Consider the following 25,550-nt stretch of genomic DNA (forward strand, 5'->3'; position numbering starts at 1 on the left):
CTGTGTACCGGTTCCGTACGCTGTACTGGTTATTCGGCTGCCGATCAGTCGGTTACAGCGAGGTGCTCGTACATGTCCTGGAGCATCTCATCGGTGATTTCGACTGGGTTGTTGTACAGGTTCGGGTGGCGACTGATACGCACCAGGTCGGCGATCTGCTCGGCGCTCAGGTTGAGATCCTTCAATCCGGTGCGCAATCCCACCTTGACCTTGAGCTCATGGATGGCGTCGGCCATTGCGTCGACATCCTCGAAACCGATTGCGCGAGCGAACTCCTGCACTCGACCGTGCTGAGCGTCCTTGTTGATGCGGGCGAACCAGTCCAGGGTCAGACCGCAGGCCTCGCCGTGCGGAATGCCGTGGATGTTGGTCAGCGGGAAGGAGCAGGCGTGGGAAGACGTGGTCTTCGGCAACGTGAACGCAAGGCCGGCGATTACCGATGCTTCGCACATCTTCTGGCGGGCTTCGGCATTGTCCGGCTCAGCCACGGCAATCGGCAGGTATTTGAACACCAGCGGTGCCGCATGGATGGCGCAGGCATCACAGATCGGCTGATGGCCTTTGCTCCAGTAACCTTCAATAGCCTGGCTCAACACATCCATGCCGGTCGAGGCGGTGACATGCGGCGGCACCGAGTAGGTGAGTTCCGGATCGATGATGGCCACGGACGGGAAGAACCCGTCGGAGACAATCGGCGCCTTCTTGCCGAGCGCACGGTTGGTGAGCACGGATACGCAGGTGACTTCGGAGCCGGTGCCAGCGGTGGTGGGCACGGCGATGATGGGCAGATGTTCCTGCGGCATGGCCTTACCGGTGCCGTGGTATTCGGCGATAGAGTCATTGGTCAGCGCGATGCTTGCCGCCGACTTGGCGAGGTCCATTGCGCTGCCGCCACCCATCGCTACCACGAACTTCAGATGCTTACTGCGAATCAGGGACGCAGCCTTGTCTACTTCGGTGACGTCCGGGTTCGGCGAGAAATCGGAGAAAATCTCGCTGATTGCGCCTTCAGAGTCCTTGACGATCTTCTCGGCGGTGCCGTTCTTGGCGAAGAACCGCTCGCAAACCAGCAGACCGCCGTCCGCCAGGCCCATTTCCGCAGCCACATCCTTGATTTCACGGACGCGACCATTGCCGAAGCGAATAGCCACCGGCTGTTGATAATCCCAAAGCATGGTGTTTCCTTTCCGAGCCTGAGTGCGTCTCAGTCGCAGAAGTTGTCGTCGACCCAGGTCAGGACCTCGTCCACCTTGGGCAGTTCGGCCTTGAGTTCTTCGGCGGTGATGGTCAGCGGCGGGCAGATGTTCACGTTGGTTTCGCGGCCGAAGGTCAGGAAGCCCTTGTCCTTCAAGGCGCCCATGATCTTGCCCATCACCGGGTTGGCGGTGTGGTACGGACTCATCAGCTCGCGGGTCTCCTTGTTCTTCACGATGGTCATGGCGGAGAAGAGGCCGATGCAGCGGGATTCGCCCACGCACTTGTGCTTGGCTTCCATTTCCTCGAGGAATGGCTTCAGGATGCCTTCCATCTCCTTGACGTGGCCGGCGATGTCGTGCTCGACGTAGTAGTTCACGGCGGCGACGCCTGCGGCGCAGGCCAGCGTGTGGCCGGAGTAGGTCAGGCCGCACTGCAGCACGTGGTCGGTGAAGTAGTCGGAGATCTGCTTGGAGACGACCACGCCGCCCAGCGGCACGTAGCCGCAGGTGACGCCCTTGGCGAAGGTGAAGATATCAGGCTTGATGTCGAAGTTCTGCCAGGCGAACATCTTGCCGGTGCGGCACCAGCCGGCCATGACCTCGTCGCAGATCATCAGGATGCCGTACTTGTCGCACAGAGCGCGCACGCCTTCCATGTAGCCCTTTGGCGGCAGAATCACGCCGTTGGCGCCGACGATGGATTCCATCAGGATGGCGGCCACATCATCCGGGTTCTCATAGATGAGCTGGTCTTCGAGGCGCTTCAGGTACAGGGCGGTGACCTTCTCGTCGTCCTCACCTCGGTTGAAGCCGTCCTCGTACATGTTCGGGTTCATGAAGTGCACGAAGCTCGGGGCAGCGCCACCGGCTTCAGTGGCGAAGCGGCGCCAGTCGCCGGATGCGAAGGATGCGCCCAGCGTGGAGCCGTGGTAGGAGCGGTAGCAGCTGAAGATCTTCTGGCGGCCGGTCACCATGCGTGCCATCTTGATGGCGTTCTCGTTGGAATCGGCACCGCCGTTGGTGAAGAACACGCGCTGGTAGAAGTCGTTACCGGCAAGGTCGACGATCATCTTGGCGAGCTTGGACTTCGGCTCGGATGCGTAGGCCGGTGCCATGAAGCACATCTTGCTGGCCTGATCCTTGATGGCATCCACAATCTCCGGCAGTTCGTGGCCCAGGTTGGAACACACCAGCAAGGACGACATGTCGGCGTACTTATTGCCGTCGTAATCGTAGACGTAGATGCCCTTGGCGGACTTGACCGGCATCACCGGCTCGCCCTGCTTGTGCCAGGACTGCATCACATACTCGCGGTGCAGCTCGGCAACTTCTTCGCCGGTCAGTTCCTTTTCAGCCAGTGATTCGCTCATCGTCTCGTCCTTTCTTGGGGCTTTGGTAGGCCGAATGGACGAGACCGCGTGAGACAGAAATGTGCACGATACACAATCGAAACATTTGTTTCGCATGTACCGGATTGCACTCTGTCGAAGCCATCCGTTCGGCAACTGCATGAAATCCTTGTGGATTCCGTGATTGCTTTGCAGTCTACGAGCGAACGCGCTGATGTTCTATATCGCAGAACCTAAAGATGATTGTGCTCCAGCACAATCAGATGTCAGCAGTCAAGGATCTCCCGCACCTGCAACCCCACCGAGAGGAACTCGCGCGTACGGAAATCGGACAGGCTCACACCGAGGATGTCCTCGATTTTGTTGAGTTTGTAGCTCACGGTGTTGCGATGCACAAACATGCTGGCCGCGGTCTCTTTGACCGAGCCGGAGAACTGGAAATATGCACGCAACGTTTCGGTCAGATCCGTGCCGTTCACGCGATCGTATTCCACCAGCGGACCGATGCTGTCCTGGTAGTAATCCTCCAAAATCGCACGGTCCGAGACGGCCAATAGCAACTTGTCGATGCCGGAATTGTCATAGAGCGCGACTTCACCCACACGACCGCGCAGATGCTGCAATCGCTCGAGCTTGAGCGCTTGATTGTAGCTTTTGCCGATGCACCGGGCGGATTTGGTGACTTTGCCGACGCCGATATAGGTGCGTTCGAGTATCACACCACGTCTGCGAATGGCAGCAATGATCTCGCGTACCATCATCTCCACCTGTTCGGCTGTGTACCGCGCGAACACCAGTACTAGACGCTCTTCGATATGCACCAGCGCCACACGCCATTGGTTCGCCGTGATCAGCGATTCGGCCTCGCGCGAATATTTGGCGATGAGCTCGGCATCATGACCGCCGTGTTCCGCATCCGCGCATGCGCTGAACACGGTGACGCAATAGTTCCAATCCTTGCCGAAGCCGGATTGCTCCAAGTATTCGAGGTACATTTCCTCCCGGTCTGGGTGGAATATGGCGTTCTCCAGCGCTGCGGCCAACTCCATGCTGTGCTTTTCGCTCATCGTGATCGCCAGGCTGAAGCTGTGCATGATCTGCGCCATATGCACGCTCCACGGCACCTTGAACAGCGGAAAATCATGTTCATCGCAGAACCGGATGGTTTCCGGGCTAATCTGGTGGATGAACGGTCCGATGTTCACCACCACGCCCGTCGCGCCGGAAGCATAAGCACTTTTGCCCAGCGGATACAGATCCTCCTGCGTCTCCAAACCGATACCGGTGGTGAAGGCGATCTCCTGCCCTTCCAGGAAGCTGGCGATCTCCTCGTTCTCCACCATATGCACCCAGCGCACCGGCTTTTCGAGGCCATTGTTGCCGGCCACCAGCACCATGTCCTTATCGGCGGCCTGTTCCACCAGTTCCTTCAACCGGACGGTCATTCGCCCTCTCCTTGTCTTGGTACCACTGTCTTGGATTACAGCACAATCGAGGCGCCGGAAATCACCAATAGCACATACGTAAGCTTCAGAAAAGCCTCCTGGCTGACATGTTGCTGCAGCCGATTGCCGATAGCAATCGCCACGATCAGCAGGGGAATCGACACGGCAGTGAGCATAAGCGCATGCGGTGTAATCACGCCAGCAGCCCCTTGCTGCACGGTCAGCACCGAGTTCAACGCCACCCATACGCACGCCATCGTGGCACGGAATTCGTTCTTGTCTTTGAGCCGCGCAGCCGCGTAGATCACCAATAGCGCACCGCCGGAGATGAACATGCCATGGATCACACCGGCCAAGAGCACGATGACGATGAGCAGCCAATGCGGCGGCTCGCCATGCGATGGCCATATCAGGTTCTTCAGCGCAATCACGATGATGAACACGCCATAGGCCTTCTGTAATGGAGCGAGCGGCAATGCGGCATACAGCACCACGCCCACCGCCATGCCGATGGCCATCAACCCCACCATTTCGCCGAGAATCCTCCAGCGAATATGGGCGCGATGCTGCACGCCCAGCCATAGGCAAGCCAGCAATGTGGTGATATTCAGCACCACTTTGGCGGTATCGGTGCCGAGCAGCAGCATCGAGAACGGCATGGCGAGCACGGTTCCCGCGAATCCGGTGATCGCCTGAATCACGTTCGCGGCAAACAGCACGACCAGAAACAGCACATCGCGCACGTTCTCGCCCATGGGCCCTCCCGCATCATTGAACAATCTGATGTTGGGCCCACACCGTACTGAATGCACGTAAACTGGCGCGTTACATGCTCAGCTGGAGGTCAGGAAGGTTTCGTTGCCGCGCGTGAAGTCAAGCACGGCACCGGCCAACTGCACGTCATTGTTGAGCTCCGGATCGGCAGCCAGCAACTGTTCGGCACGCACACGGGCATCCGCGATCATGTCCGCATCCTTGACCACGCGAAGCAGCTTCAGGCTTGACTTGCCACCGGACTGGGCATCACCCAGTACATCGCCGGCACCGCGGAATTCCAAGTCGGCCTGTGCGATTTCGGCGCCGTCAAGCGAATTATGGATGACTTCGAGTCGTTGCTCGGCAATCGAACCTGGTTCAGCCCGCGAAATCAGGAATGCCCAGGAATTCGTGCCACCACGACCCACGCGGCCACGCAACTGGTGCAGCTGAGAGAGGCCATATCGATCGGCATCGAAAATGACGATGCAGCTGGCCTGTTTCACATCCACACCGACTTCAATCACCGTGGTGGAGACCAGAATCGGCGTCTTGCCTGTTGCGAAATCGGCCATGACTTGGGTTTTGACCTCATCCTTATCGCGACCGGTCAGCGTGGCGAACTGGATGCCGGCGAACTGCGGCAGCTTTTGCAGGCGCCCGGCAATCTCCTCCACCGAGTGCAGCGGCGGGCGGGCCTCGGCTTCACCGTTGTCATCATAGGTTTCGTAAGGATTATCGATGCCGATGCTGTCGTCGGCTTCCGCGCTTCGCTTGCGCCTGCCAGCCGAGGCGGTCTCAGCTTCATCGTCCATATCGATGCGTGGGCAGACGATATAGGCCCGCTCCCCCGCGTCAACTCGTGCACGGATGTGTTGGAACATACGCACCATCGTGGGTGCGTCGGCTTCGTTCACCACCACCGTGCGAATCGGCTTGCGCCCGCCCGGCAGCTCGGTGAGCCAGGAGATGTCGAGGTCGCCGAACCATGTCATGGCGGCAGTGCGCGGAATCGGTGTGGCGGTCATGACCAGGAGATGCGGCGTGGTGCCGTCATCGGTTTTGGCGTTGAGGCTTTCGCGCTGTTCCACGCCGAAGCGGTGTTGCTCGTCGATCACCACCAAGGCCAGGTGCGGGGCTTGGAAGGTTTTGGAGAAAGCCGCATGCGTGGCCACGATGATGCCCTGCTCGCCGCTGGCTGCCGCGGCCAACGCCTTGCGGCGGGCGGCCAGCTTCATGCCACCGGTCAGAAGTGTGACCGGCACTTGCGGACTGAGGTCTGCCACCATTGCGCTGATGGTTTCGGCATGCTGCTCGGCCAGCACTTGGGTCGGTGCCACAAGCACGGCCTGATAGCCCGCACCCACAGCCTGCAGCATGGCGGCGAGCGCCACCACGGTTTTGCCGGAGCCCACTTCGCCTTGGAGCAGGCGTTGCATCGGCCAGTCGCGGGCAAGGTCGGCGGCGATATCGTCAATGACCTGCTGCTGGCCGGACGTCAGCGTAAACGGCAGGGAGCTGATGAACTGATCGCGCAGGTTGTGCGCACCATTGCCACTTTCAGTGATATTCGCTGCAGTAGCTGCCGACGTATTATCCAATAGGCAGGGATGGGCCGCGGATGTATGCGCATGCGATCGGGCTTTGAGCAACGATACCTGGGAGATGAACGCTTCCTCATAGCGCAGCGTATCAATAGCTTCATTGAATCGTGCACGTGAATCAGGATCGTGAATGGCAAGGAACGCTTCGGCTCGGTGCATCAGGCCTTTGGACGCACGGATCTGCTCGGGCAGAATGTCGGGAATGGCATGAGCTAGCGCGCCAACCGCCGATGCCATCGCGTTGTTACCCTCGGCGTCGTTCGGCATGTTCGATGCATCGTCCTCTGCAGTATCAGCCGACTGATTCTCACCTGGCTGCACGGCGATGCTGTTGGTAGATGGCGGCACCAACGAGGTTTGCGCGCTTTGCGAAGTCGAGGTACGCGCACCCATCATCCATAAGAGATTCAGAATCGTTTCATGGATATGTTCGGAGGAGATGCGCGAGCTGGCATGGTAGACCGGGCGCGGGCGAGTGACGCGCAGTGTTGCTTCGTCAATGGAATCGGCGTCATATTTGAGTTTCGAACCGGTCGGCAGTGCTGCAGCAGCAGTCGCGCCGGCGAACTCTGGTGGGGCTACGGTCAGAAAATCCGGGTGGGTGAATTGCAACTGGCCCATATATTCGCTGGGCGTACCGGAGACCACCAATACCGGACTGGACTTGAGTCGCATGCTCACCCAGTCGATGTAGTTCTTTCTCCCGCCGAAGAAGGTGAGCTGTGCAGTGCCGCCGGGCATGTTGTGGGCACGGGCGAAATCAGCGTCATCAACAGTGGCGATGACACGCAGCATACGGCCTGGCACCACACGCACATCGCGCACGGCGGCTACGAATGCCATCTGCCGGCCGAGCTGTGCCTCGCGCAGGGTCGCGAGACGTACTGGGTCGGTGACGCGGAACGGAAAATAGGTCAGGGCCTCACCCACCGTGGTGACGCCCAGCGATTTGAGCGCGGACACGCGTCGCTTGTTGGTGATCAACGATGCGAGTGCGGTGTTCAACGTAATGCTCATGACTGCCTATTCTATTGCTCCCCTTCGTGGCCTTATGAGCCACGCTTCTCCACACCACGCCCCGCCCACCTCTTCTGACTGTAGGTTTTTGAACGTTGACTGTAGGAAATCGAACGAAATACGTTCAAAAACCTACAGTCAGTGTTCAAAAACCTACAGTCAAAGAGACCAGGTAGGAGAAATGACGGGTGGGGGATAAAACAAAACCCGCCCAGCCGAAGCTAAGCGGGTTTCGCAAACGTCAATACGTGATTCACGCGGCCACGCGCTGAACCTTGCCAGCCTTGAGGCACTTGCCGCACACGCGCAGGCGAGTGTTCTCGCCGTCGATGGTGGTGCGCACAGACTGCAGGTTCGGGCGGAAGGTACGCTTGGTACGACGATGCGAATGAGATACGGTGTAACCGGTCTGCGGACCCTTACCGCACACTGCGCAACGAGCTGCCATGATGGACTCCCTTAAACCTTGATGTTTCAAGTCTTTCACGCGTCCAGCCGCCGGTTTTGCCCGACATGCCGAACACACAACTTTACAAATATATAGCTCAATACCGACAACCGCAACCCTTGCGTGTATCATGCCGCGGCAATGACGGCTTGAGCGCTTCGAGCGAGTCTAGCGGAACGCCTCGAAATTCGATACAACTCGCCGCCGCGTCTATTGACCGTTCCAGCCAACTCCCATATAACATCGATATATAAGAGACCAAGGGAGCGAAGGGGCTCTCCCGCGAGGCAAGTGGCGCGGCACGTATGCAACGGCACAGCTCCACCTCCGCGCATCAGAGCGGCACGCGGCATAACCGGCAAGCAAAGGAGGCTGTCATGTTGGATCTCAGGCGAGGTATCGGCACCCATCAACCAAGCGTCATTTCACTCGGTCAAGTGTGGGTGGACATCATGATGAACGTGGATTCGGTGCCGCCACAAGGTGGATTCGCCGTGGCCGACCATCCCAAGCCTTCGATCGGCGGCAGCTACCGAGTGCTCGAGGCGGTCAGCCGCATGGGCGTTGCCGCAGAGCACGCCGGCATTCTCGGCAATGGCCTGTGGGCCAACTTCATCCGGCAATCATTCCAAGACAACGGCATCAACCACATCGGTCAGGACCGGCTGGATGAGGATTCGGGCTTCCGCGTGGTGCTGAATTCAGGGGACCCGAAGAAAACCTTCATCGCCTCCTACGGCGCCGAGGCCCATGGCGACGCCGATACATTCGTTATGCTCGAACCGCAAAACCATGATGTGGTGCACATCAGCGGCAATACGTTGATGGACCACACGGCCGCCGGCGTGGACGGATTCCTGCTGCAGGCCGGCACCGATCCAGCCACGCGCGATTACGCTCTAGTGATCAATCCCACCAATACGCTGCGCTTGGTCAATGACCACATGCTCGAGGACTTGGTGCTGGCACGCCCGATCTGGTCATGCAACCGTCAGGAGGCCATGACTTTGGCCGAACGTCTCGGCGCCCCGATCGACGACAGCAAGGTGACCATCGGCGGCGGACTCGATGACTTCATGCATCAGCTCTGTGATGGACTGGGCACTACGCTGCGCGCCCCATTGGTGGTGCGTGTGGGTTCGTTGGGCGCTTGGGTGCGCGAGCCAGGCGGCGAGACGATGCACATCCCCGGTTTCCCCACCAAGGCCGTGCACACCCGCTCCGCCGGCGGATGCCACACCGGCGTGATGTGCGCGATGCTGGCCGAAGGTCGAGGACTGCCCGAAGCAGTCAAAATTGCGAACGCCGCCACCTCCATCGCCATCTCCCGCAGTCGCAACGGCATCCCGCAGTGCCCGGACTACGACGAGGCACTGGCACTGATCAAGCAGGCGGCATAGCCCGCAGCCAAAAATCCGATTCGAGCATGGCAGTGCATCACACATCCATGCCATTGTTCATGTTCCGTTCAACTTGAACGGCGTTATGACTCCATTCGCCGCCTTTACGATGGAATGCAGTCATATCAAATCCGCGAGGAGCATGGATTAATGAGCACTGCCAGCATTGCATCGCAACCGTCCAATGGTGCGAACGGCAAACTGTCCGCACGTGAGAAGAAGTGGATCATCTACGACGTGGGCAACTCGGCGTTCGTACTGCTCTCCACTGCGGTCATCCCGATCTACGCGAAATCATTGATGCCTGCGGACGGCAATATCGTATCCGCCTGGGGCTATGCGCAGACGATCGCCTCGCTGGTGATCGCTTTGCTGATGCCGTTGCTCGGCTCCATCGCCGATGTGCAGGGCATGAAGATCAAGTTCTTCCTCGGCTTCTTCGGCACCGGTGTAGTGATGTGCTGCGCGATGGCCTTGCCATTGACTTGGCTGCCGTTCCTCATTATTTATGTGCTCGCCACCATCGGTCTGAATGGTTCGCTGACCTTCTATGATTCGATGCTTATCGATACGACGACCAACGAACGTATGGATAAGGTGTCATCACACGGCTATGGCTGGGGCTATGTGGGCTCCACGGTGCCGTTCATCGTGTGCATCGCATTGATTTTCGGCGGTCCGGCGCTGTTCGACTGGTCCACCGCAGCCTGCACGCGCGCTTCGTTCGTGATCACCGCGATCTGGTGGGTGGCCTTTACGATTCCGCTGATCACCAGCTACCGTCAGGTGCATTACCGCGCCACTCGCGACCATGCACGCGAGGCGATTCACGGTACGTTCAGCGAGTTGGGCTCCACGTTTGGCAAGATCGTCAAGAACAAGCCGCTGTGGATGTTCATGATCGCGTTCTTCTTCTACATCGATGCCGTGAACACGGTGATTTCGATGAGCACGTCCTATGGCACGCAGCTGGGCATCGACTCCACACAGCTGGTGGTGGCGCTGCTGGTCACCCAGTTCGTTGCCTTCCCGTGCGCGATTCTGTACGGCCGCCTGGCAGGCCGCTTCGGTTGCAAGCCGATGATCACCGCGGCCGTGGTGGCGTACATGGGCATCGTGTTCTTCGCCACGTTCTTTCTGAAGTCCGCGGTTGAGTTCTGGATTCTGGCAATCTTGGTCGGCATGTTCCAAGGAGGCATCCAGGCGCTTTCGCGGTCTTATTACGGCAAGATCATCCCGAAGGACCACGCCAACGAGTACTACGGATTCTACGATATCTTCGGCAAGACCGCCTCGATTCTCGGCACCTTCCTTGTGGCTACCACCACGTCCCTGACCGGCAACGCCTCGCTCGGCGTGCTGTCCATCGCGATTCTGCTCGTCGTGGCGTTGGTCTTCCTCACCCTCCAGAAGGACCCCACCAAGGCGTGATGGGAGTTGTATGCAGGGTAATTAGGCGGAGAGAAGCAGCCTTCTCATGGCGTGGACTTTGCTGCCTCTGACTATGAGACCAATGCGCCACGATATGTGATTATCGGACTTTCGGCCGTCATGTACCACGCAACCGTGTCCCGATGTGCGATTCCGCAGTGAAATCGCATATCGGGACAATTCGCCTTATATGGAATCATTGAAAATCCGCCATTCTTTCAAACAGTCAGAAAACCCAACACACTGTAGCGTTGCCACGAATCGACGGAAACGGCATCTTTCGCAAGTTGTGGCAACTCCGCATACCGCTATTGACAAACAGATGCACTCCCTAGCCGCACCTTACAGCCCCGTGGCCAAACAATAGGGAAACAGCATGATGCCATACCGTGAATCCCTGTAATTTCAACGAATCGACAATGTAGCATTGGCTGGTATGACCGAGCAGCTGGGGCACAATATCGTCGACGATCCCATCGCCTTACCAAGCACGAATCTCATCAAGGATGGTCGACGTCCCCTGTCCGTGCTGGTGGTCAGCGAATCGTCGCTGGAGCAGACCAATGGCGTATCCGGCAGCGTCAAGCATATTCTCGAGCGGTTTGCCGAGCGCGGGTTCAGCGCCCATGTCATCGCGCCGCAACCGGCTCCCTCGAACGGCACTTACGCGGGATTCGAAGTGGACGAAGTCCCGACTGTGCCAATCCAGAAGTTCAACGTCGCCATCTCCCCCAAAACCCCGATTATCCAATCCATCGAAGACGGGCCTAAACCGGATATCATTCATATTGCCGCACCAATCTCCAAACTCGGCCATGCCGCGCTCATCGCCGGCGAGGAACTTGGCGTGCCGACTGTGGCCATCTACCAGACCGATGTGGCGCAGTACGCACGTCGATTCGCCCGGCAGGCAGTGGATGGAGTCGCCCCGCATCACACCGGCTGGCTGCGCAAGGTCAGCAAAGCGGCGGGAGACAAAGCCGAAGGCATCGTGGCCAAGCGCATCGCACAGATGCATAATATGGCCACATTGACGCTCGCCCCCACCAATCAGGCGAAGCAGCATTTGGAATCGTTCGGAGTGAAACCGTCACTGATCCAGCTGTGGGGTCGCGGCGTGGATTCCACGCTCTTCAATCCCTCACGCGCCACCAATGCACAAGCGACGCAGCTGCACCGCGCATGGAGCCATGACGGCACCATGCCGGTCATCGGCTATGTGGGCCGGCTCGCCCCCGAAAAACAGGTCGAGCAGCTCGCGGCACTGAACGATCTCAATGTGCAGCTGGTTGTGGTGGGCGCGGGCCCGATGGAGGATGAACTGCATCAGCGTCTGCCCGACGCAGTGTTCACCGGCATGCTGCACGGCGACGATCTGGCCGACGCCTATGCCGCACTCGGCATCTTCGTGCACACCGGCAACGAGGAGACGTTCGGACAGACCATTCAGGAGGCCATGGCCTCCGGACTGCCGGTGATTGCCCCAGCCAGCGGCGGGCCAATCGATCTGGTGGAAAGCAACGTGACCGGATTGCTCTACAAACCCAATGATGCAGACGACCTGCGCGCCTGCGTGACGCGGCTGATCGAAGACGCATCATTGCGCCGGCTGATGGGCACCAATGGTCTTGCCGCCGTGCAGGGCCGCACATGGCCGATGATGGTCGATCGGCTCATCGACTATTACCGTCTGGCCATGGATCTCAATCTCGCCCGCCGCGCCTGAATTCCACCGGCCGGCTCTGCGGCCCGCCCCACGCGTATACTATTCTGGGCGCGGCGGGACATCTGCATCCCCACGTGCCACCCTGGCAGGAACACACGTCAAAGAGAGCAGTATGAGTCAGACCGAACCCGACGCGGCCGCACAGTCGCAGCCGCACATCTCCGATACGCCGGCGGCAGCATCCACCGAAACCATCGGCACCGGCAATAACACCAAGCACGCGCTGCACACGAATCTGAAGCGCGGCATGGAATCACGCCATCTGCAGATGATCTCGCTCGGCGGCGTGATTGGCACCGGCCTGTTCCTGAGCTCCGGCTACACGATTCAGCAGGCCGGCCCGATGGGCACGATCCTGGCCTATGCCATTGGTGCGGTCATCGTGTACTTGGTGATGCTCACGCTCGGCGAACTGTCCGTGGCGATGCCGGTCACCGGTTCGTTCCATGTATATGCGGAGAAGTTCATCGGCCCCGGCACCGGCTTCGTGATCGCGATTCAATATTGGCTCACATGGACGGTGGCGCTCGGCTCGGAATTCACGGCGGCCGGCCTATTGATGCAGCGATGGTTCCCGGATACGCCAACATGGGCATGGTCGGCAGCCTGCATCGTACTGATATTCACCCTCAACGCACTCTCCGTACGATTCTTCGCGGAGGCGGAATTCTGGTTCGCCTCGATTAAAGTGTTCGCCATCTGCGCGTTTATCGCCATTGGTCTGCTCGCGATTTTCGGCATTATTCCGATGAAGGGCTACACGCACGCCCCGATGTTCGGCAACCTGGTGAAGGACGGCATCTTCCCGAACGGGTTCATGCCGGTGTTCGCCACCATTTTGACCGTGAACTTCGCGTTCTCCGGCACCGAGCTCATCGGCGTGACCGCCGGCGAGACGCGCGACCCGGAAACCGCCGTGCCGAAGGCCATCCACACCACGCTGTGGCGCTTGGTCCTGTTCTTCATCGGCTCCATCGTGGTGATGTGCGCGCTGATTCCGTGGCGCCAGGCCGGCGTGGGCGAAAGCCCGTTCGTGCTGGTGTTCAGCTCCATCGGCATCCCGTATGCGGCGGATATCATGAACTTCGTGGTGTTGACCGCCGTGCTTTCCGCCTCGAATTCCGGCCTTTATGCCTCCACCCGCATGGTGTGGTCGATGGGCCATGAAGGCATGATTCCCCGCTGGTTCGCCAAGACGAACCGCCATGGCGTACCGGTGCTGGCGCTGTGCACGGCCATGGCTGGCGGCCTGCTGGCGCTGCTTTCCTCCGTGGTGGCCGCCTCCACCGTGTACCTGGTGCTGGTGGCGCTCTCCGGCCTGTCCGCCGTGGTGGTGTGGATCGCCATCGCCTACTGCCAGATTGTGTTCCGCAAGCGTTGGATTGCTTCCGGGCACACGGCGGAGGAGTTGAAGTACCGCACGCCCGGATATCCGTGGACGTCCTGGGGCGCCTTCATTCTGTGCACCGCCTCGTTCCTGCTGGTCTTCTTCGACAAGGAGCAGCGTTTCGCGCTGGGCGCGGAACTGGCATTCCTCGCTCTCTGCTATGTCGCCTACTTCGTGCAGCAGTGGTGGCGCAAGAAACACCCGCGCGAGGAGGACGAGCCATTGCAGCTGCCATGATTCGTTCTTGCCCATAACGGCCCGGGGTCCTGATTGTTCCTGCAATCAGGACCCCGTTCATATCAGAGGGATTGCCAATCCTGCATCTGAACAATGCTTATGCAAACAACTGGCCATGCAGCGACTCAGCATCGGTGAAGCGGATGCCGCCCAGCCCTGCTGCAGTGCCGGCTTCGGCGTTCCACGGCTTATCGTCCACGAATGCGGTATGCGCGTGGTCCACGCCGAAGCGGGCGATGGCTCGGCGGAAGATTTCCGGGTCGGGTTTGTGAATCCGCTCGGCACTGGAGACCACCACGTCATCGAGAAGCCGCAGCGGCGCAAATAGCTCGCGAGCGGCATCAACATATTTGACGGTGAAGTTCGTCAACCCCCAGCAGCGCACTCCGGCAGCGGCCAGATCATTGAGGATTTCAGGCATTCCAGGCAACATACCGACCAAGGCCAATCGCTGGCGGTCGAAATACACCCGGAAAGCTTCGAGCGCCGCTGAATCCAGCGCACGGTTGGAGTCCGCTCCAGCTGCATAGTCGCCATTGCCGCCAGTAGCCCCAACCCCAGTCAACCCATGATGTTCGGCATAATCAGCCAGAATCCTTTCTTCGCTCCAGCCGAGGTCGGACAGCTCATCATAATGCCAGAAGCCATAGGGATCATCGCGATCAAACAGATGGCCGATTACCGCAGCCGGCACCTGACCCTCCAGAGGCATACGAGGTTGCCAATCGACTAACACATCGCAGAAATCGAAGATCACATCGGAATATCGCGCTAATCCAGCCATGCTGCACATGGTAGACCCCGCACTGAATCACCGTCTATGAACGATGTGCGATTGCAACACAAGAATCCCTACACTTTTTGTTCATCTCAACCAAAGTGTGCGGGAACCGGCCACGCCTACCATAGGCCTTATGACCGGTCGCATTGCTGCATGCCGCTTCGGCGTCATTATGCTCAGGATTTTCTGGTGGACCACGCTCATCGCCACCATCGCCCTTATTGCCTCCCTCACCACCATACTGACCGTCGGCTGGCCGGCTACTTGGGTGGATGGCTGGCCCATATGGACAATCGCGTTAATCGCCGTCATCATCATCGAATCCATCATCTTCTGGATCGGCATCATCACCGTCTATGCCACGTCCGTGCAGCTCGGCATCAAAATTCGCGTCATCGGCGTGCTGTGTGGCTGGATTCCCGTTGCCAATCTCATCGCGCTGCGACTCATTATTCGCACAGTAGGCGAGGAAGTGCGTTTTGAATCGGCAAAGGAGCAGCTCGACCGCTCGCGCGCCGGGGCCCGTATCTGCGCCACACGGTACCCGGTGCTGTTGGTACATGGTGTGTTCTTCCGCGATACGAAAGCACTGAATTATTGGGGTCGCATACCTGCCGAATTGCAGCGCAATGGCGCGGTGATCTACTACGGCAATCATCAGTCGGCCGCTTCAGTGGCGGATTCCGCGCGGGAGCTCACCGAGCGGATCCGTCAGATCGTGGCACAGACCGGTTGCGGCAAAGTCAATGTGATCGCCCATTCCAAGGGTGGGCTCGACATGCGCTACGCCATCGCCCGCTGCGGAGCGGCACCATATGTCGCATCGCTGACCACCATCAATACGCCTCATCACGGCTGCGGTTTCGCCGATTATCTGCTGGAGAAGATTCCATTGGCCGCTCAACGGCAGGTGGAGACCGCATACAATACCGCAGCCTCGCATCTGGGCGACAAGCAGCCTGATTTCATGGCCGCCGTGCATGACTTGACCCAGGCTGGATGCGCCCGGCTCAACGTCGAAATCGGCGACCGGAATGAGATCAGCGGCCACGTAAGCGACACCGGACCGTTCGCCGGTATCGTCTGCCAGAGCATCGGGTCCAGGCTGGCGCATGCCACGACCGGCAAGTTTCCGCTCAACTTCACGTATCCGCTGGTCAAATGGTTTGACGGACCCAATGATGGGCTGGTGGCGCAGCCGTCGTTCCCGTGGGGCGAGCACTTCACCTGGCTGGAGCCAAACGGCACTCGAGGCATTTCGCACGCGGATATGATCGATCTCAATCGCGAGAATATTCCGGGGTTCGATGTGCGCGAGTTCTATGTGCAGATCGTGGCAGCGCTGAAGCAGCGCGGGCTATAGATATATGCCTAGAAAACAAAAATCCCGCCCAGCTTGGCGGGATATCGGGTGGGCGATGTAGGAATCGAACCTACGACCCCTTCGGTGTGAACGAAGTGCGCTAGCCGCTGCGCCAATCGCCCGATCGGCATAGAAAAACCGGCAAGATGCCGGTCTATGCGAGTGGGCGATACAAGATTCGAACTTGTGACCCCTTCCGTGTCAGGGAAGTGCGCTACCACTGCGCCAACCGCCCGGGTCATCCATCAGGCTGAACTAGCCTTCCGAGAGCGGACAACGGGACTCGAACCCGCGGTCTCAACCTTGGCAAGGTTGCGCTTTACCAACTAAGCTATGTCCGCATGTGTTGTTTTGAAGCAACAGGTGAATAAGATACGCTACTTTGCGGAAAAATGCATCACCTCCGCGTGTCTCCGCAGAATTTCAAGGTTTTTACATGTTCCACATCATCCAGCACATCTGCATCACACACCAGAGCGCAACCTGCCACAACATAGAAAAGTGACCCTCGTCACAGTTACACGCCACACGCGGCAATCTTCCGCCTAGCGCGAAGAAGTTGTCGGATGGCCCATCGCACAATAGGTGCGGAAATAATAACAATCAGGTTTCGCATACCGCTGCCACGAATACTTCGCGCGTATCGGCAGGCGACCACGAATCAGCAAGGAGCGCAATTATGACCAAGCTTCTGTTCGTTGTGGGCAGCCTCCACAAGAACGGCTTCAACCACCAGCTGGCCGAAGAAGCCAAGACCCTGATCGGCGACCGCGCCGAGGTGGAATTCCTCGACTACGCCGATGTTCCGTTCTTCGATCAGGACGTCGAGTTCCCGAACCCGCCGGCCGCCGTCAACGCCGCCCGCAAGGCCGTCGTTGAGGCTGATGGCGTGTGGATCTTCTCTCCGGAGTACAACTACAGCTACCCGGGCGTGCTGAAGAACCTGCTCGACTGGCTGTCTCGCCCGCTGGAGCCGTTCCCGGCTGAGTCCGCCTCCGTGCTGGCCGGCAAGAAGGTCGCCATCTCCTCCGTGGCCGGCCAGTCCGCTGGCGCCGGCACCCGTGCCAAGCTCAACGAGGTGCTGGGCTTCAACAAGGCTGAGGTGCTGCCCGTGGACGAGCAGGCTGGCTTCGCCCTGGCTCCGGAAGCTTGGGGCACCGGCGAACTGGGCCTGACCGATGAGGGCAAGGCCAAGCTGGCTGCCGAGGCCGATGCCTTCCTGAAGTTCGTTGAGGCCTGAGCTTCAGCGTTCTAGCTCATTCATTCATTCACGAAACCCTGCCGACCACTACCGTTCGGCAGGGTTTCTGCGTTGGCAGGGGTACATTTCAACCTCTTACGACATCTATCTGCGTTGCAAGGGGTACCATGCCACTGAAAAACGATATTCAAGCGTTGGCGTTGCGCCATTTCAGAGCGTCAGGCACCCGGCAGGGCACCCCTTGCAACGCAGATAGATGCCGTAAAGAGCTCCGACCTACCCCTGCCAAGCGAGTTATCTCCCATGAAAGGCATCGCAACGCCGCCAACCGCACGATAATGGATGCATGACACAGACATTCTGGACCACCATGAGCACACCAATCGGCCGAATGCTCATGGGCTCGGACGGCACAGCCCTGACGGAGCTCTGCCTCGAGGATTGGTGGTGGGCCAAGACTAGTCCAACCAGCAACGCACGCACTGCAGGCACCTCGGATTTGCCGGTACTGCTGCAGACACGCGAGTGGCTCGATGCCTATTTTGTCGGCAAGCGCCCAAGCCTCGATTCCGCTCCTCCATTGGCCGCGCATGGCACCACATTTCAGCATGAAGTATGGCGGCTTGTCGCCGAAATCCCGTACGGGCAAACCGTGAGTTACGGCGAGTTGGCGGCCGAGTTGTCCGAACGACGCGGCGGCGGGCGCATGGCGGCCCAGGCGGTAGGAGGCGCAGTGAAGCGCAATCCGATCACCATCATCGTGCCCTGTCACCGCGTGGTCGGCGCAGGAAAGGCGTTCGGCGGCTACGGAGGCCGGTTGGACATCAAGGCCGAACTGCTGGAACACGAGGGCGTTGACCTTTCCCGCTTCGATCTTCGCGACCATAGCATCTCGCAGAACGTACGCTGAGCGGCAGCCAACGTACATTTTGCGAGATATTGGGCCCTGAGCGGAGAACAAGCGCATACAAGCAAGCGCATAATAGACAGTGTTGGCATACGGGAAACGGCGGCACTAAGGAGGGCGCGGCATGAACGATATCACCGAATACGCGCGCACCGAGGAGCGCTCGTTTCACGAGCTGCCATTCAATGAGGTCGATGCGTTGATTATCGCGACCCTGGTCTATGAGGATGTGGCCAATATCAGCCCGACCCTGATGCTGGACGAATCGCAGCCACAGTCGTCCGGCAGTTCGTTCGCCTCCCGCCTGCGCGCTTTCGAGCCGCATCATCCACTGATTTGGTTCAGAAATCTGTGGCATCCCGCGCTTGAATCCGTCAGTCTCACCGAGGCGAACGATGAGCTGCACCGATCGCTGGCGACCACCGCGGATGATAAGCCCCATGAGCCGCAGGTCGTTTCGGTCATCGACCCGAATCTGACCCATACGCTGTTCCAAACTTGTGCGCGTTCCCCGCGTTTTGCCGACGTACGTCTTGGCGCAGTGGTCGAGCACATCAATCGCGGCGAGCAGACCCAATTCGCAGCCGCAACATTTCAGCTGCCGGACGGCCGCAACCGCCGCAATCCCACGCATAAGGGCACTTTGGTCATCTCCTTCCGGGGCACCGATGATTCCCTGATCGGCTGGAAGGAGGACTTCAATATGACCTTCCAGTACCCGGTACCTGCCCAACGCGCGGCCAGCGCCTATCTGGACACAGTGGCCCGGCTATGGGCCGGGCCGATTATGCTGGTCGGACACTCCAAGGGCGGCAATCTGGCCATTTACGCCGCGATGAACGCCGACGCCAGCGTCCAGAAACGCATCCGCCATGTCTATTCACTCGACAGCCCAGGTTTCCCGCCTCATGTGGTATCCAGCCCCGCATACCGTGCCATACAGCCAAAAGTGACGAAAATCGTGCCAAGCTCGTCGATCGTCGGCATGATTTTCGACACCCCGGAACCATGCCGTGTGGTCGCCTCCGATTCGCAGGGCATCATGCAGCACTCTGCATACACATGGCAGGTCGACGGCGACCGATTCGTCACTGAACCGGATTTAAGCTCCAGCTCACAACTGTTCAACGAGGAATTGAACCAATGGATCACCAATCTCACCACCGAGCAACGCGAGCGTGCGGTCGATGCCCTGTTTACGGTGCTTGGCGCCACGGGAGCGAACAGCTTCAGTGAGATGATGAGTCGATTCCCCGCATCGCTGCCTTCGATGTTCGGCGCTTTTGTGGGCCTGACTCCAGAGGATCGCCGCCACCTGACATCGGCATTACTGATTTTGCTCAAGGCATCCACCGCCAAAAACAGCGCGGCGAAACCGGCGCACGAATCGCAACCAGACACCCCATCGGAATCCACCGCCGAACAGTAGCCCTCCACTCCTCGGCCAATAATGATTTGCCATTAATTGGTTGAGCTGTATAATAATGCTCAAAATTAGACATTATGACTACATCATCATCGATGCAGCCGCGAGCAACCACACCGAACGAGGAAACAATGTCACGCCCACGCCATGACTCCGAAGTGCTTCCCGCCAGAGATCGCCTTGAAAACGCTTTCTGGGAGCTACTCGCCGACCGCGACTATCGCAAAATCACCGTCACCGACGTGGTGCACGAAGCCGGCGTGAACCGCAATTCCTTCTACTACCACTTCTCCAGCCTTCCCGAACTGGCCGATTCCGCCATCATGCATCAGGTGGAATCCATTCCGATCAATCAGCCCCCCGACCCGAGCGGCGACCCGGAGGAGCAATGGCGCGAACGCATCACTGCCCTGCTCTCCGACCCCGACCAGCATCGTCGCCTTGACCGATTGGCATTGCTCGCCGGCCCGCACAGCACGGTCGAGCTCGGCGAGTCACTGCGCGACTTCGCCCGGTTGCAGATGATCAGCATGCTGCAAAAAGACCCGGATCACCTTGATCTGAAAACCGACCTGATGGTCGAGTTCTCCGTTGGCGGCATGCTGTCCGTGTTGCAACGCTGGCCGGAACTCAGCGGTACCATCGAACTTAAGGATCTGCTCAAGGAAGATGTGGCCGTGCTGGCCATGGGCATTTATCTGGCCATGAGCCGTGAGAACATGCTCACCTATTGGAACCGCATCTTCGCGCACACCACGCAAAAGCCAGGCGCCTAAGCGCCCCGGCAGCGTCCGCCCGATTTGAGAGGTTTCTCACAAAGCGCAATCCGCCACCAATACTGGCGTTTCAGTCTTCCGCACAGGAAGATGGACAGTATGAGTGAACAGAACACAACCCGTTTGGAACATGACTGCATCGGCACGAAGGAAGTGCCGAACCATGTGTATTGGGGTATCCACACCCAGCGCGCCATCGAGAACTTCCCGGTCTCCGGCATCACGGACGGTCAGCATCCCGAACTGATCCGCGCCTACGCCACAGTCAAGCGCGCGTGCGCCATAGCCAACGAAGAGCTTGGCCTGTTGGACCACACCAAGGCCGAGGCGATTCGCCAGGCCTGCCAGGAAATCGAACTCGGCAAGCTGGCCGACCAGTTCCCCGTGGACGTGATGCAAGGCGGCGCCGGCACCTCGGCGAACATGAACATGAACGAGGTCATCGCCAACCGCGCGTTGGAGATCGCAGGCCACAAACGCGGTGATTATGCATACATCCACCCGAACGATGACGTCAATGAATCCCAATCCACTAACGACACCTACCCCGCCGCCTGCAAGCTTGCGCTCATCGATGCGATAGGCCCGCTGGCCGAGGCCACCAAGAAGCTCGCCAAGGCCTTCCATGATCTGGCCGACAAACACATCAATGACGTGACCATTGGCCGCACGCAGCTGCAGGACGCCGTGCCGATGACCTACGGTCAGGAATTCCACGCCTTCGCCACTCTGCTGAAGTCCGATCTGGCGGCGTTCGACCGCGTGGTGCCCTTGCTGGCCCAACTGAATCTCGGCGCCACCGCCATCGGCACCGGCATCTGCGCGGACCTGCGTTTCCGCAAATCCGCCACCGAGCATCTGGCTCGAATCACCGGGCTGCCCATCACCGCGGCTCCAGATCCAGTGGCCGCCATGACCGACATGGGCGCGTATGTGGCCACGTCCGCCGCTGTCAAGAGTCTGGCCGTGCACCTGAAGAAGGCGGCCGACGACTTGCGCCTGCTCAACTCCGGCCCACGCTGCGGATTCAATGACCTCAATGTTCCCGCACGCCAGGCCGGTTCGTCGATCATGCCGGCCAAGGTGAATCCAGTGATTCCCGAATGTGTCAACCAGTGCTGCTTCACGATTTTCGGCATGGATGTGACCGTGAACTGGGCGGTTGCCGAAGGCCAGCTGCAGCTCAACGCCTTTGACCCGGTAATGGTGCACGAGCTGCTCACCGGCATGGCGCTGCTGACCCGCGCCATGACCATCTTCCGCACCAACTGTGTGGAGGACATCGAAATCAACGCTCAGATCGGCCGCGCCTATGCGCAGTCCTCACCGTCCATCGCGGCCGCGCTCAACCACTACATCGGCTATGAGAAGGCCGCCGACATCGCGGCCGAAGCCGTGCACTCAGGCCGTTCGGTGCGCGAGGTGGCCGGCGAGCGCACGGACCTGCCGGCCGAGCAGCTCGACGAGATTCTCGACCCGATTCGTTTGGCTCGCGGTCTCGGTCAGACCTGCCGCGAGCATCAGGAATAATCGTATGCCGGCCGGCTACGGGCTGCCTTCGTCTGCTTGTAGCCGGCCGGTATATTCAGCGAACCTCCACCTATCTCCACAGCTTCCCCCAAATCAACCGATACAGTGGGCAGTATGGATGATTTTGGATTAAGCATCGAACAATGGTTCCACGCCAACGCCGGCCGATTGATTTGGCTGGTGCTGATGATTGCGGTGGCGTTCGTAGCCGACCGCTTCCTGAGCCGCCTGTTGAGAAAGGTGCTGGATAACTCCCAGATTCCCAGCGCCTCGATTTTCGTGAATCTGACACGCGTATTGATTTGGGTGGCGGCAATCGCAATGGTGCTGCAGCCGGTGTTCGGCATCAATCCGACCACGTTGGTCACCGCCCTTGGCGTCGGCGGCGTTGCCCTTTCCTTGGGCCTCAAAGATACGATTGCGAACGTGATCGGCGGCTTCGGCCTGATGCTGGGCCGCGTGATTCAGCCGGGAGATTTGGTGACCGTGCAGGGCGTGACCGGCGTGGTGCACGACATTACGTGGCGCCACACCGCCGTACGTACGCGCGGCGGCGACATTATGGTGATTCCGAATTCCGTGTTGAACACGGCGGCATTGACCAAGCTCGCTCCGTTGACTGAAAGCATGACAAAACTCGAGTTCACGGCCAAGGCCTCCAGCGACCCGGATACGGTGAGTCGCGATATTTTGGCGCTTGTCGGCGCTGCCACTGCGGACGTGGCTCTGGAAGGCCAGCCTCCGCTGGTGAAGTTCACTGGATTCTCCCCCTACGGCATCACCGGCGAGGTGTTGCTGTTCGCGCGCCAAGGCGTGTTGCTCTCAACGATTCGCGACAAGGCCGCCCGGGCCATCGCCGAATCGGATCAGCAGTATCTGGTGGAAGACGGCGGCTCCTCCGACAACCTGTGATCCGCTGATTCGATACCGCACGCATCATACGAAAAATCGGCCGAGGTCTTTGACGGTCTCGGCCGATTTTTCGTATTGCCCGATCACATGAATAACGTCCAGATAGTCAATCCCACGGTAAGCAATATGTAGATGACGACACCGGGATTGGCATATGCGGTGCGCACTTTGAGCCCTGCCGGCAACTCTTCAGGCGCAGTGTAGAATTCCCAGCGACGCTGCCTGGTCCAACGCACCAACAGCACAATGCCGGCGATAATCAGCGCAAATATCGCCATCGAGTAAAATCCGAAGATTTCCAGACAAACCGAGTTGCCGCTCTCCGCCATGCGCATGATCTCGCTCTGATTCATCTGACCACTCAACAATTTGGGGTCAACCAAGCGCATCAACGCCGGCGCAAGTACCGAACCATTGAGATTGATCAACATATGCATGGCTATGGTGTAGAGAAGCTTCGAGGTGCGCGTGTATACATATCCAAGAATCAGGCCCAAGCCAAAGGCATAGAAGAACTGAAACAGATTCAAATGGAACAGCGCAAATGCCAATGCCGACAATACGATCGCGGTTTTCTCCCCATACCTACGGGTACGGGAGATGATTTCCTTACGGCAAATCCACTCCTCGAATATCGGTGCCAGCACGCCGATAAAGAGCACATTCATCCACCAGTCGCCATCCACCATCAATTCATTGAGTCTGTTGGATGCCTGACCATCCGTCATAGCGGCGGAGAGAATATTGCCGATGATGCTGCCCGCGTACATCACCGGAAAACACATGATGAACAGCTGTATGAATTCACCGGGCTTCATCGAATACTGTCGGGTTCTGATTGCCGGCACCAGTCTGAATATCAGCATGCTCAGCGGCATTGCCACCACATAGAGCGGCCCCGAGGAAGCCAACAATATCGCCCAAGTAGGCACGTTGGAGCCAAACAACTGATGTAACGCATCAGTGGCCAGAAAATTCAACCCCAGCCAAGCCACCATCATCACGGTGAGGGCAGCGCCAATCAACGCGAAACGACGATGAGCCACAAACCACCAGTTGCGCTGTGGTTGTTGTGATTGCTGTGATTGCTGCTGCGGTTCAATAGGCTGTGGCATTGGCTGGCTCATACTCATCCCCCGCTCGGTACGGCTCGTATCCTTTGCTATCAGGATACGGCACAAGATGCTGCAACGGTAGCGGCTTAAATTCTTGAGTCTATGCCAAACTTCGTGAAAAGAAGCCACTGAGCCATTGCCATCGGTTTCTTTTCACGAACTATGGCTTCATTTCGTGAGTATGAGCCACCGACAATGACTCAGTGGCTCATACTCACGAAAGTCGGATTCACTACGAAAAAATGAGCCGCCAGCGTTGTATCTAGCGGCTCATTTCATCGCTCTACGGAAACAATCAGCAGGCAAGCGCGGCGACCGGGCGCGGCGTGATGATCACGTCATCGCCGGAAGCCAGGCCGGCAGGCAGCTCATTGGCCGGGAGCTGCACCGTGACCTTGAGCTGCTCGCCCTTGTTCCAGCGCTGGAATTCGCCGGAGGTGATCACCGTGTCCACGCGCACCAGGGAGCCGAGGAAGTGGATGACCTCCACGCGGGCATGTTCGCCAACCTTGGAGTCATTTTGGCCAGGCAGCGACAGCGCAAGGTTCTCGGGACGCACCAGTACGGCAACCGAATCTCCCTTGGCGGAACCGGAGATCAGCGGCAGACGCTGGCCGAAGACCACAGCCTCCTCGCCGTTGGAAGCACCGGGCAAGCGGTTGGTCAGACCGATGAAGGTGGCCACATATTCGGTGGCCGGACGCTGGTACAAGTCCTGAGGGGCGGCGATCTGCTCGATCTTGCCCTTGTTCATCACGCCGATGCGATCGGCCACGGCCAGGGCCTCCTCCTGATCGTGGGTCACGAACACGGTGGTGGTGCCGGTGCTCAGCTGAATGCGGCGAATCTGGTCGCGCAGCTGCACGCGCACCTTGGCGTCCAGTGCGGAAAGCGGCTCGTCCAGAAGCAGCACGCGCGGCTTGATGGCCAGTGCACGGGCCAGGGCCACACGCTGCTGCTGACCGCCGGACATCTGCTGGGTGTATTTCTTGGCCTGATCGGCTAGACCCACCAGCTCCAGCTGCTCCATGGCCACCTTGCGGCGTTCCTCCTTGCCGACTCCACGCACCTCAAGGCCGAATTCCACGTTCTCGAGTGCGGTCATGTGAGGGAAGAGGGAGTAGGCCTGGAACACCATGGCCATCTCACGCTTGTTGACCGGCACGCCAGTAACATCCTGGCCGCCGACCATGATGCGGCCGCCCTGAATATCCTCAAGGCCCGCGAGCGAGCGCAAAGCCGTGGACTTGCCGCAACCGGAGCCGCCGAGCAGCACGACCATTTCGCCCGGCTTGATGTCGAGATTGAAGTCATCCAGTGCACGCTTGTGGGCACCAGGGTAGATCTTGACGACATCCTGCATCTGGATGGAGCCGCCACCGCGTTTGGCGGAATCCTTGAGCAAGGCCTTGGCGGCCTTCGTCACGTCCTTGCCGCGCACACCTTCGAGAGTGGCGGTGGGATCGTTCTTGAATGCGTCTTCAGCGGCGGCTGCGCTGGCGGCAATGGGGGTAGTCGCAATATTGCGTTCTGCGGTCATAGG

Annotated in this window: 20 protein-coding genes and 3 tRNA genes; 11 read left to right on the forward strand and 12 right to left on the reverse strand. The window is 59.1% G+C overall.

All coding sequences use genetic code 11. The annotated features are described in order from the left end of the window. Positions 1-44 precede the first annotated feature (44 nt). The 6 genes from F7D08_RS01800 to rpmB all read right to left on the reverse strand — a co-directional run bounded on the left by F7D08_RS01800 (position 45) and on the right by rpmB (position 7,815). Positions 45-1,175 (reverse strand): iron-containing alcohol dehydrogenase family protein, encoded by a 1,131-nt coding sequence (locus tag F7D08_RS01800; RefSeq protein WP_152208997.1) that lies wholly within the window; start codon positions 1,173-1,175, stop codon positions 45-47. Positions 1,176-1,204: 29 nt separating this feature from the next. Then, positions 1,205-2,566 carry an aminotransferase class III-fold pyridoxal phosphate-dependent enzyme gene (locus F7D08_RS01805; protein WP_152208998.1) on the reverse strand — a complete coding sequence of 454 codons (1,362 nt, stop codon included), beginning with the start codon at positions 2,564-2,566 and terminating at the stop codon, positions 1,205-1,207. Between the two features lie 245 nt (positions 2,567-2,811). Beyond that, positions 2,812-3,990: a PucR family transcriptional regulator gene (locus tag F7D08_RS01810; protein ID WP_152208999.1), complete on the reverse strand. Its 1,179-nt coding sequence runs from the start codon at positions 3,988-3,990 to the stop codon at positions 2,812-2,814. 35 nt (positions 3,991-4,025) lie between these two features. Continuing rightward, entirely contained in the window at positions 4,026-4,745 is a 720-nt protein-coding gene (locus F7D08_RS01815) for a sulfite exporter TauE/SafE family protein (protein WP_152209000.1), read from the reverse strand. A 78-nt stretch (positions 4,746-4,823) separates the two neighbouring features. Further along, positions 4,824-7,367: an ATP-dependent DNA helicase RecG gene (locus F7D08_RS01820; protein WP_152209001.1), complete on the reverse strand. Its 2,544-nt coding sequence runs from the start codon at positions 7,365-7,367 to the stop codon at positions 4,824-4,826. A gap of 253 nt (positions 7,368-7,620) precedes the next feature. Then, complete coding sequence (rpmB, locus tag F7D08_RS01825; RefSeq protein WP_033890590.1) at positions 7,621-7,815, reverse strand: 50S ribosomal protein L28; 195 nt, start codon at positions 7,813-7,815, stop codon at positions 7,621-7,623. 377 nt (positions 7,816-8,192) lie between these two features. Between rpmB and F7D08_RS01830 the strand changes: the two genes are divergently transcribed. The 4 genes from F7D08_RS01830 to F7D08_RS01845 all read left to right on the forward strand — a co-directional run bounded on the left by F7D08_RS01830 (position 8,193) and on the right by F7D08_RS01845 (position 13,996). Next, positions 8,193-9,215, forward strand: a complete 1,023-nt coding sequence (locus F7D08_RS01830; protein ID WP_152209002.1) for a PfkB family carbohydrate kinase — start codon at positions 8,193-8,195, stop codon at positions 9,213-9,215. A gap of 150 nt (positions 9,216-9,365) precedes the next feature. Next, a complete protein-coding gene (locus F7D08_RS01835; RefSeq protein WP_152209003.1) occupies positions 9,366-10,646 on the forward strand; it encodes an MFS transporter in 1,281 nt (426 codons plus the stop codon). Positions 10,647-11,082: 436 nt separating this feature from the next. Then, on the forward strand, positions 11,083-12,372 hold the full coding sequence (locus F7D08_RS01840; RefSeq protein WP_152209004.1) for a glycosyltransferase family 4 protein: 1,290 nt from the start codon (positions 11,083-11,085) through the stop codon (positions 12,370-12,372). A gap of 112 nt (positions 12,373-12,484) precedes the next feature. Continuing rightward, positions 12,485-13,996 (forward strand): amino acid permease, encoded by a 1,512-nt coding sequence (locus F7D08_RS01845; protein ID WP_152209005.1) that lies wholly within the window; start codon positions 12,485-12,487, stop codon positions 13,994-13,996. Between the two features lie 97 nt (positions 13,997-14,093). On the opposite strand, the gene F7D08_RS01850 is transcribed toward F7D08_RS01845, so the two are convergent. Then, positions 14,094-14,780 carry an HAD family hydrolase gene (locus F7D08_RS01850; RefSeq protein ID WP_193316139.1) on the reverse strand — a complete coding sequence of 229 codons (687 nt, stop codon included), beginning with the start codon at positions 14,778-14,780 and terminating at the stop codon, positions 14,094-14,096. Between the two features lie 130 nt (positions 14,781-14,910). Between F7D08_RS01850 and F7D08_RS01855 the strand changes: the two genes are divergently transcribed. Then, positions 14,911-16,140 carry an esterase/lipase family protein gene (locus F7D08_RS01855; RefSeq protein WP_226803239.1) on the forward strand — a complete coding sequence of 410 codons (1,230 nt, stop codon included), beginning with the start codon at positions 14,911-14,913 and terminating at the stop codon, positions 16,138-16,140. A gap of 49 nt (positions 16,141-16,189) precedes the next feature. Here the strand turns inward: F7D08_RS01855 and F7D08_RS01860 are convergent. From F7D08_RS01860 to F7D08_RS01870, 3 genes are all read right to left on the reverse strand, one after another. Next, positions 16,190-16,262 (reverse strand) — tRNA-Val (locus tag F7D08_RS01860). A 41-nt stretch (positions 16,263-16,303) separates the two neighbouring features. Beyond that, a tRNA-Val gene (locus F7D08_RS01865) sits at positions 16,304-16,375 on the reverse strand. Between the two features lie 33 nt (positions 16,376-16,408). Then, positions 16,409-16,481 (reverse strand) — tRNA-Gly (locus tag F7D08_RS01870). Between the two features lie 338 nt (positions 16,482-16,819). On the opposite strand from F7D08_RS01870, the gene F7D08_RS01875 reads away from it, so the two are divergent. The 6 genes from F7D08_RS01875 to F7D08_RS01900 all read left to right on the forward strand — a co-directional run bounded on the left by F7D08_RS01875 (position 16,820) and on the right by F7D08_RS01900 (position 22,892). Then, positions 16,820-17,380 carry an NADPH-dependent FMN reductase gene (locus tag F7D08_RS01875; RefSeq protein ID WP_152209008.1) on the forward strand — a complete coding sequence of 187 codons (561 nt, stop codon included), beginning with the start codon at positions 16,820-16,822 and terminating at the stop codon, positions 17,378-17,380. Between the two features lie 307 nt (positions 17,381-17,687). Continuing rightward, complete coding sequence (locus tag F7D08_RS01880) at positions 17,688-18,251, forward strand: methylated-DNA--[protein]-cysteine S-methyltransferase (RefSeq protein ID WP_404979634.1); 564 nt, start codon at positions 17,688-17,690, stop codon at positions 18,249-18,251. A 121-nt stretch (positions 18,252-18,372) separates the two neighbouring features. Continuing rightward, entirely contained in the window at positions 18,373-19,677 is a 1,305-nt protein-coding gene (locus tag F7D08_RS01885) for a DUF2974 domain-containing protein (protein ID WP_193316140.1), read from the forward strand. A gap of 128 nt (positions 19,678-19,805) precedes the next feature. Beyond that, the gene (locus F7D08_RS01890; RefSeq protein ID WP_152209100.1) at positions 19,806-20,450 is read left to right on the forward strand and encodes a TetR/AcrR family transcriptional regulator; all 645 of its coding nucleotides are present in this window, start codon (positions 19,806-19,808) and stop codon (positions 20,448-20,450) included. A gap of 99 nt (positions 20,451-20,549) precedes the next feature. After that, positions 20,550-21,980, forward strand: a complete 1,431-nt coding sequence (locus F7D08_RS01895; RefSeq protein WP_152209009.1) for an aspartate ammonia-lyase — start codon at positions 20,550-20,552, stop codon at positions 21,978-21,980. Positions 21,981-22,094: 114 nt separating this feature from the next. Next, the gene (locus F7D08_RS01900) at positions 22,095-22,892 is read left to right on the forward strand and encodes a mechanosensitive ion channel family protein (RefSeq protein WP_152209010.1); all 798 of its coding nucleotides are present in this window, start codon (positions 22,095-22,097) and stop codon (positions 22,890-22,892) included. Positions 22,893-22,975: 83 nt separating this feature from the next. Here the strand turns inward: F7D08_RS01900 and F7D08_RS01905 are convergent, their stop codons facing one another. Further along, positions 22,976-24,007: a CPBP family intramembrane glutamic endopeptidase gene (locus tag F7D08_RS01905; protein WP_152209101.1), complete on the reverse strand. Its 1,032-nt coding sequence runs from the start codon at positions 24,005-24,007 to the stop codon at positions 22,976-22,978. 295 nt (positions 24,008-24,302) lie between these two features. Next, positions 24,303-25,547 carry an ABC transporter ATP-binding protein gene (locus F7D08_RS01910; protein ID WP_226803241.1) on the reverse strand — a complete coding sequence of 415 codons (1,245 nt, stop codon included), beginning with the start codon at positions 25,545-25,547 and terminating at the stop codon, positions 24,303-24,305. Positions 25,548-25,550 lie beyond the last annotated feature (3 nt).

This window comes from Bifidobacterium cebidarum, from assembly GCF_009193305.1.
GTDB lineage: Bacteria > Actinomycetota > Actinomycetes > Actinomycetales > Bifidobacteriaceae > Bifidobacterium > Bifidobacterium cebidarum.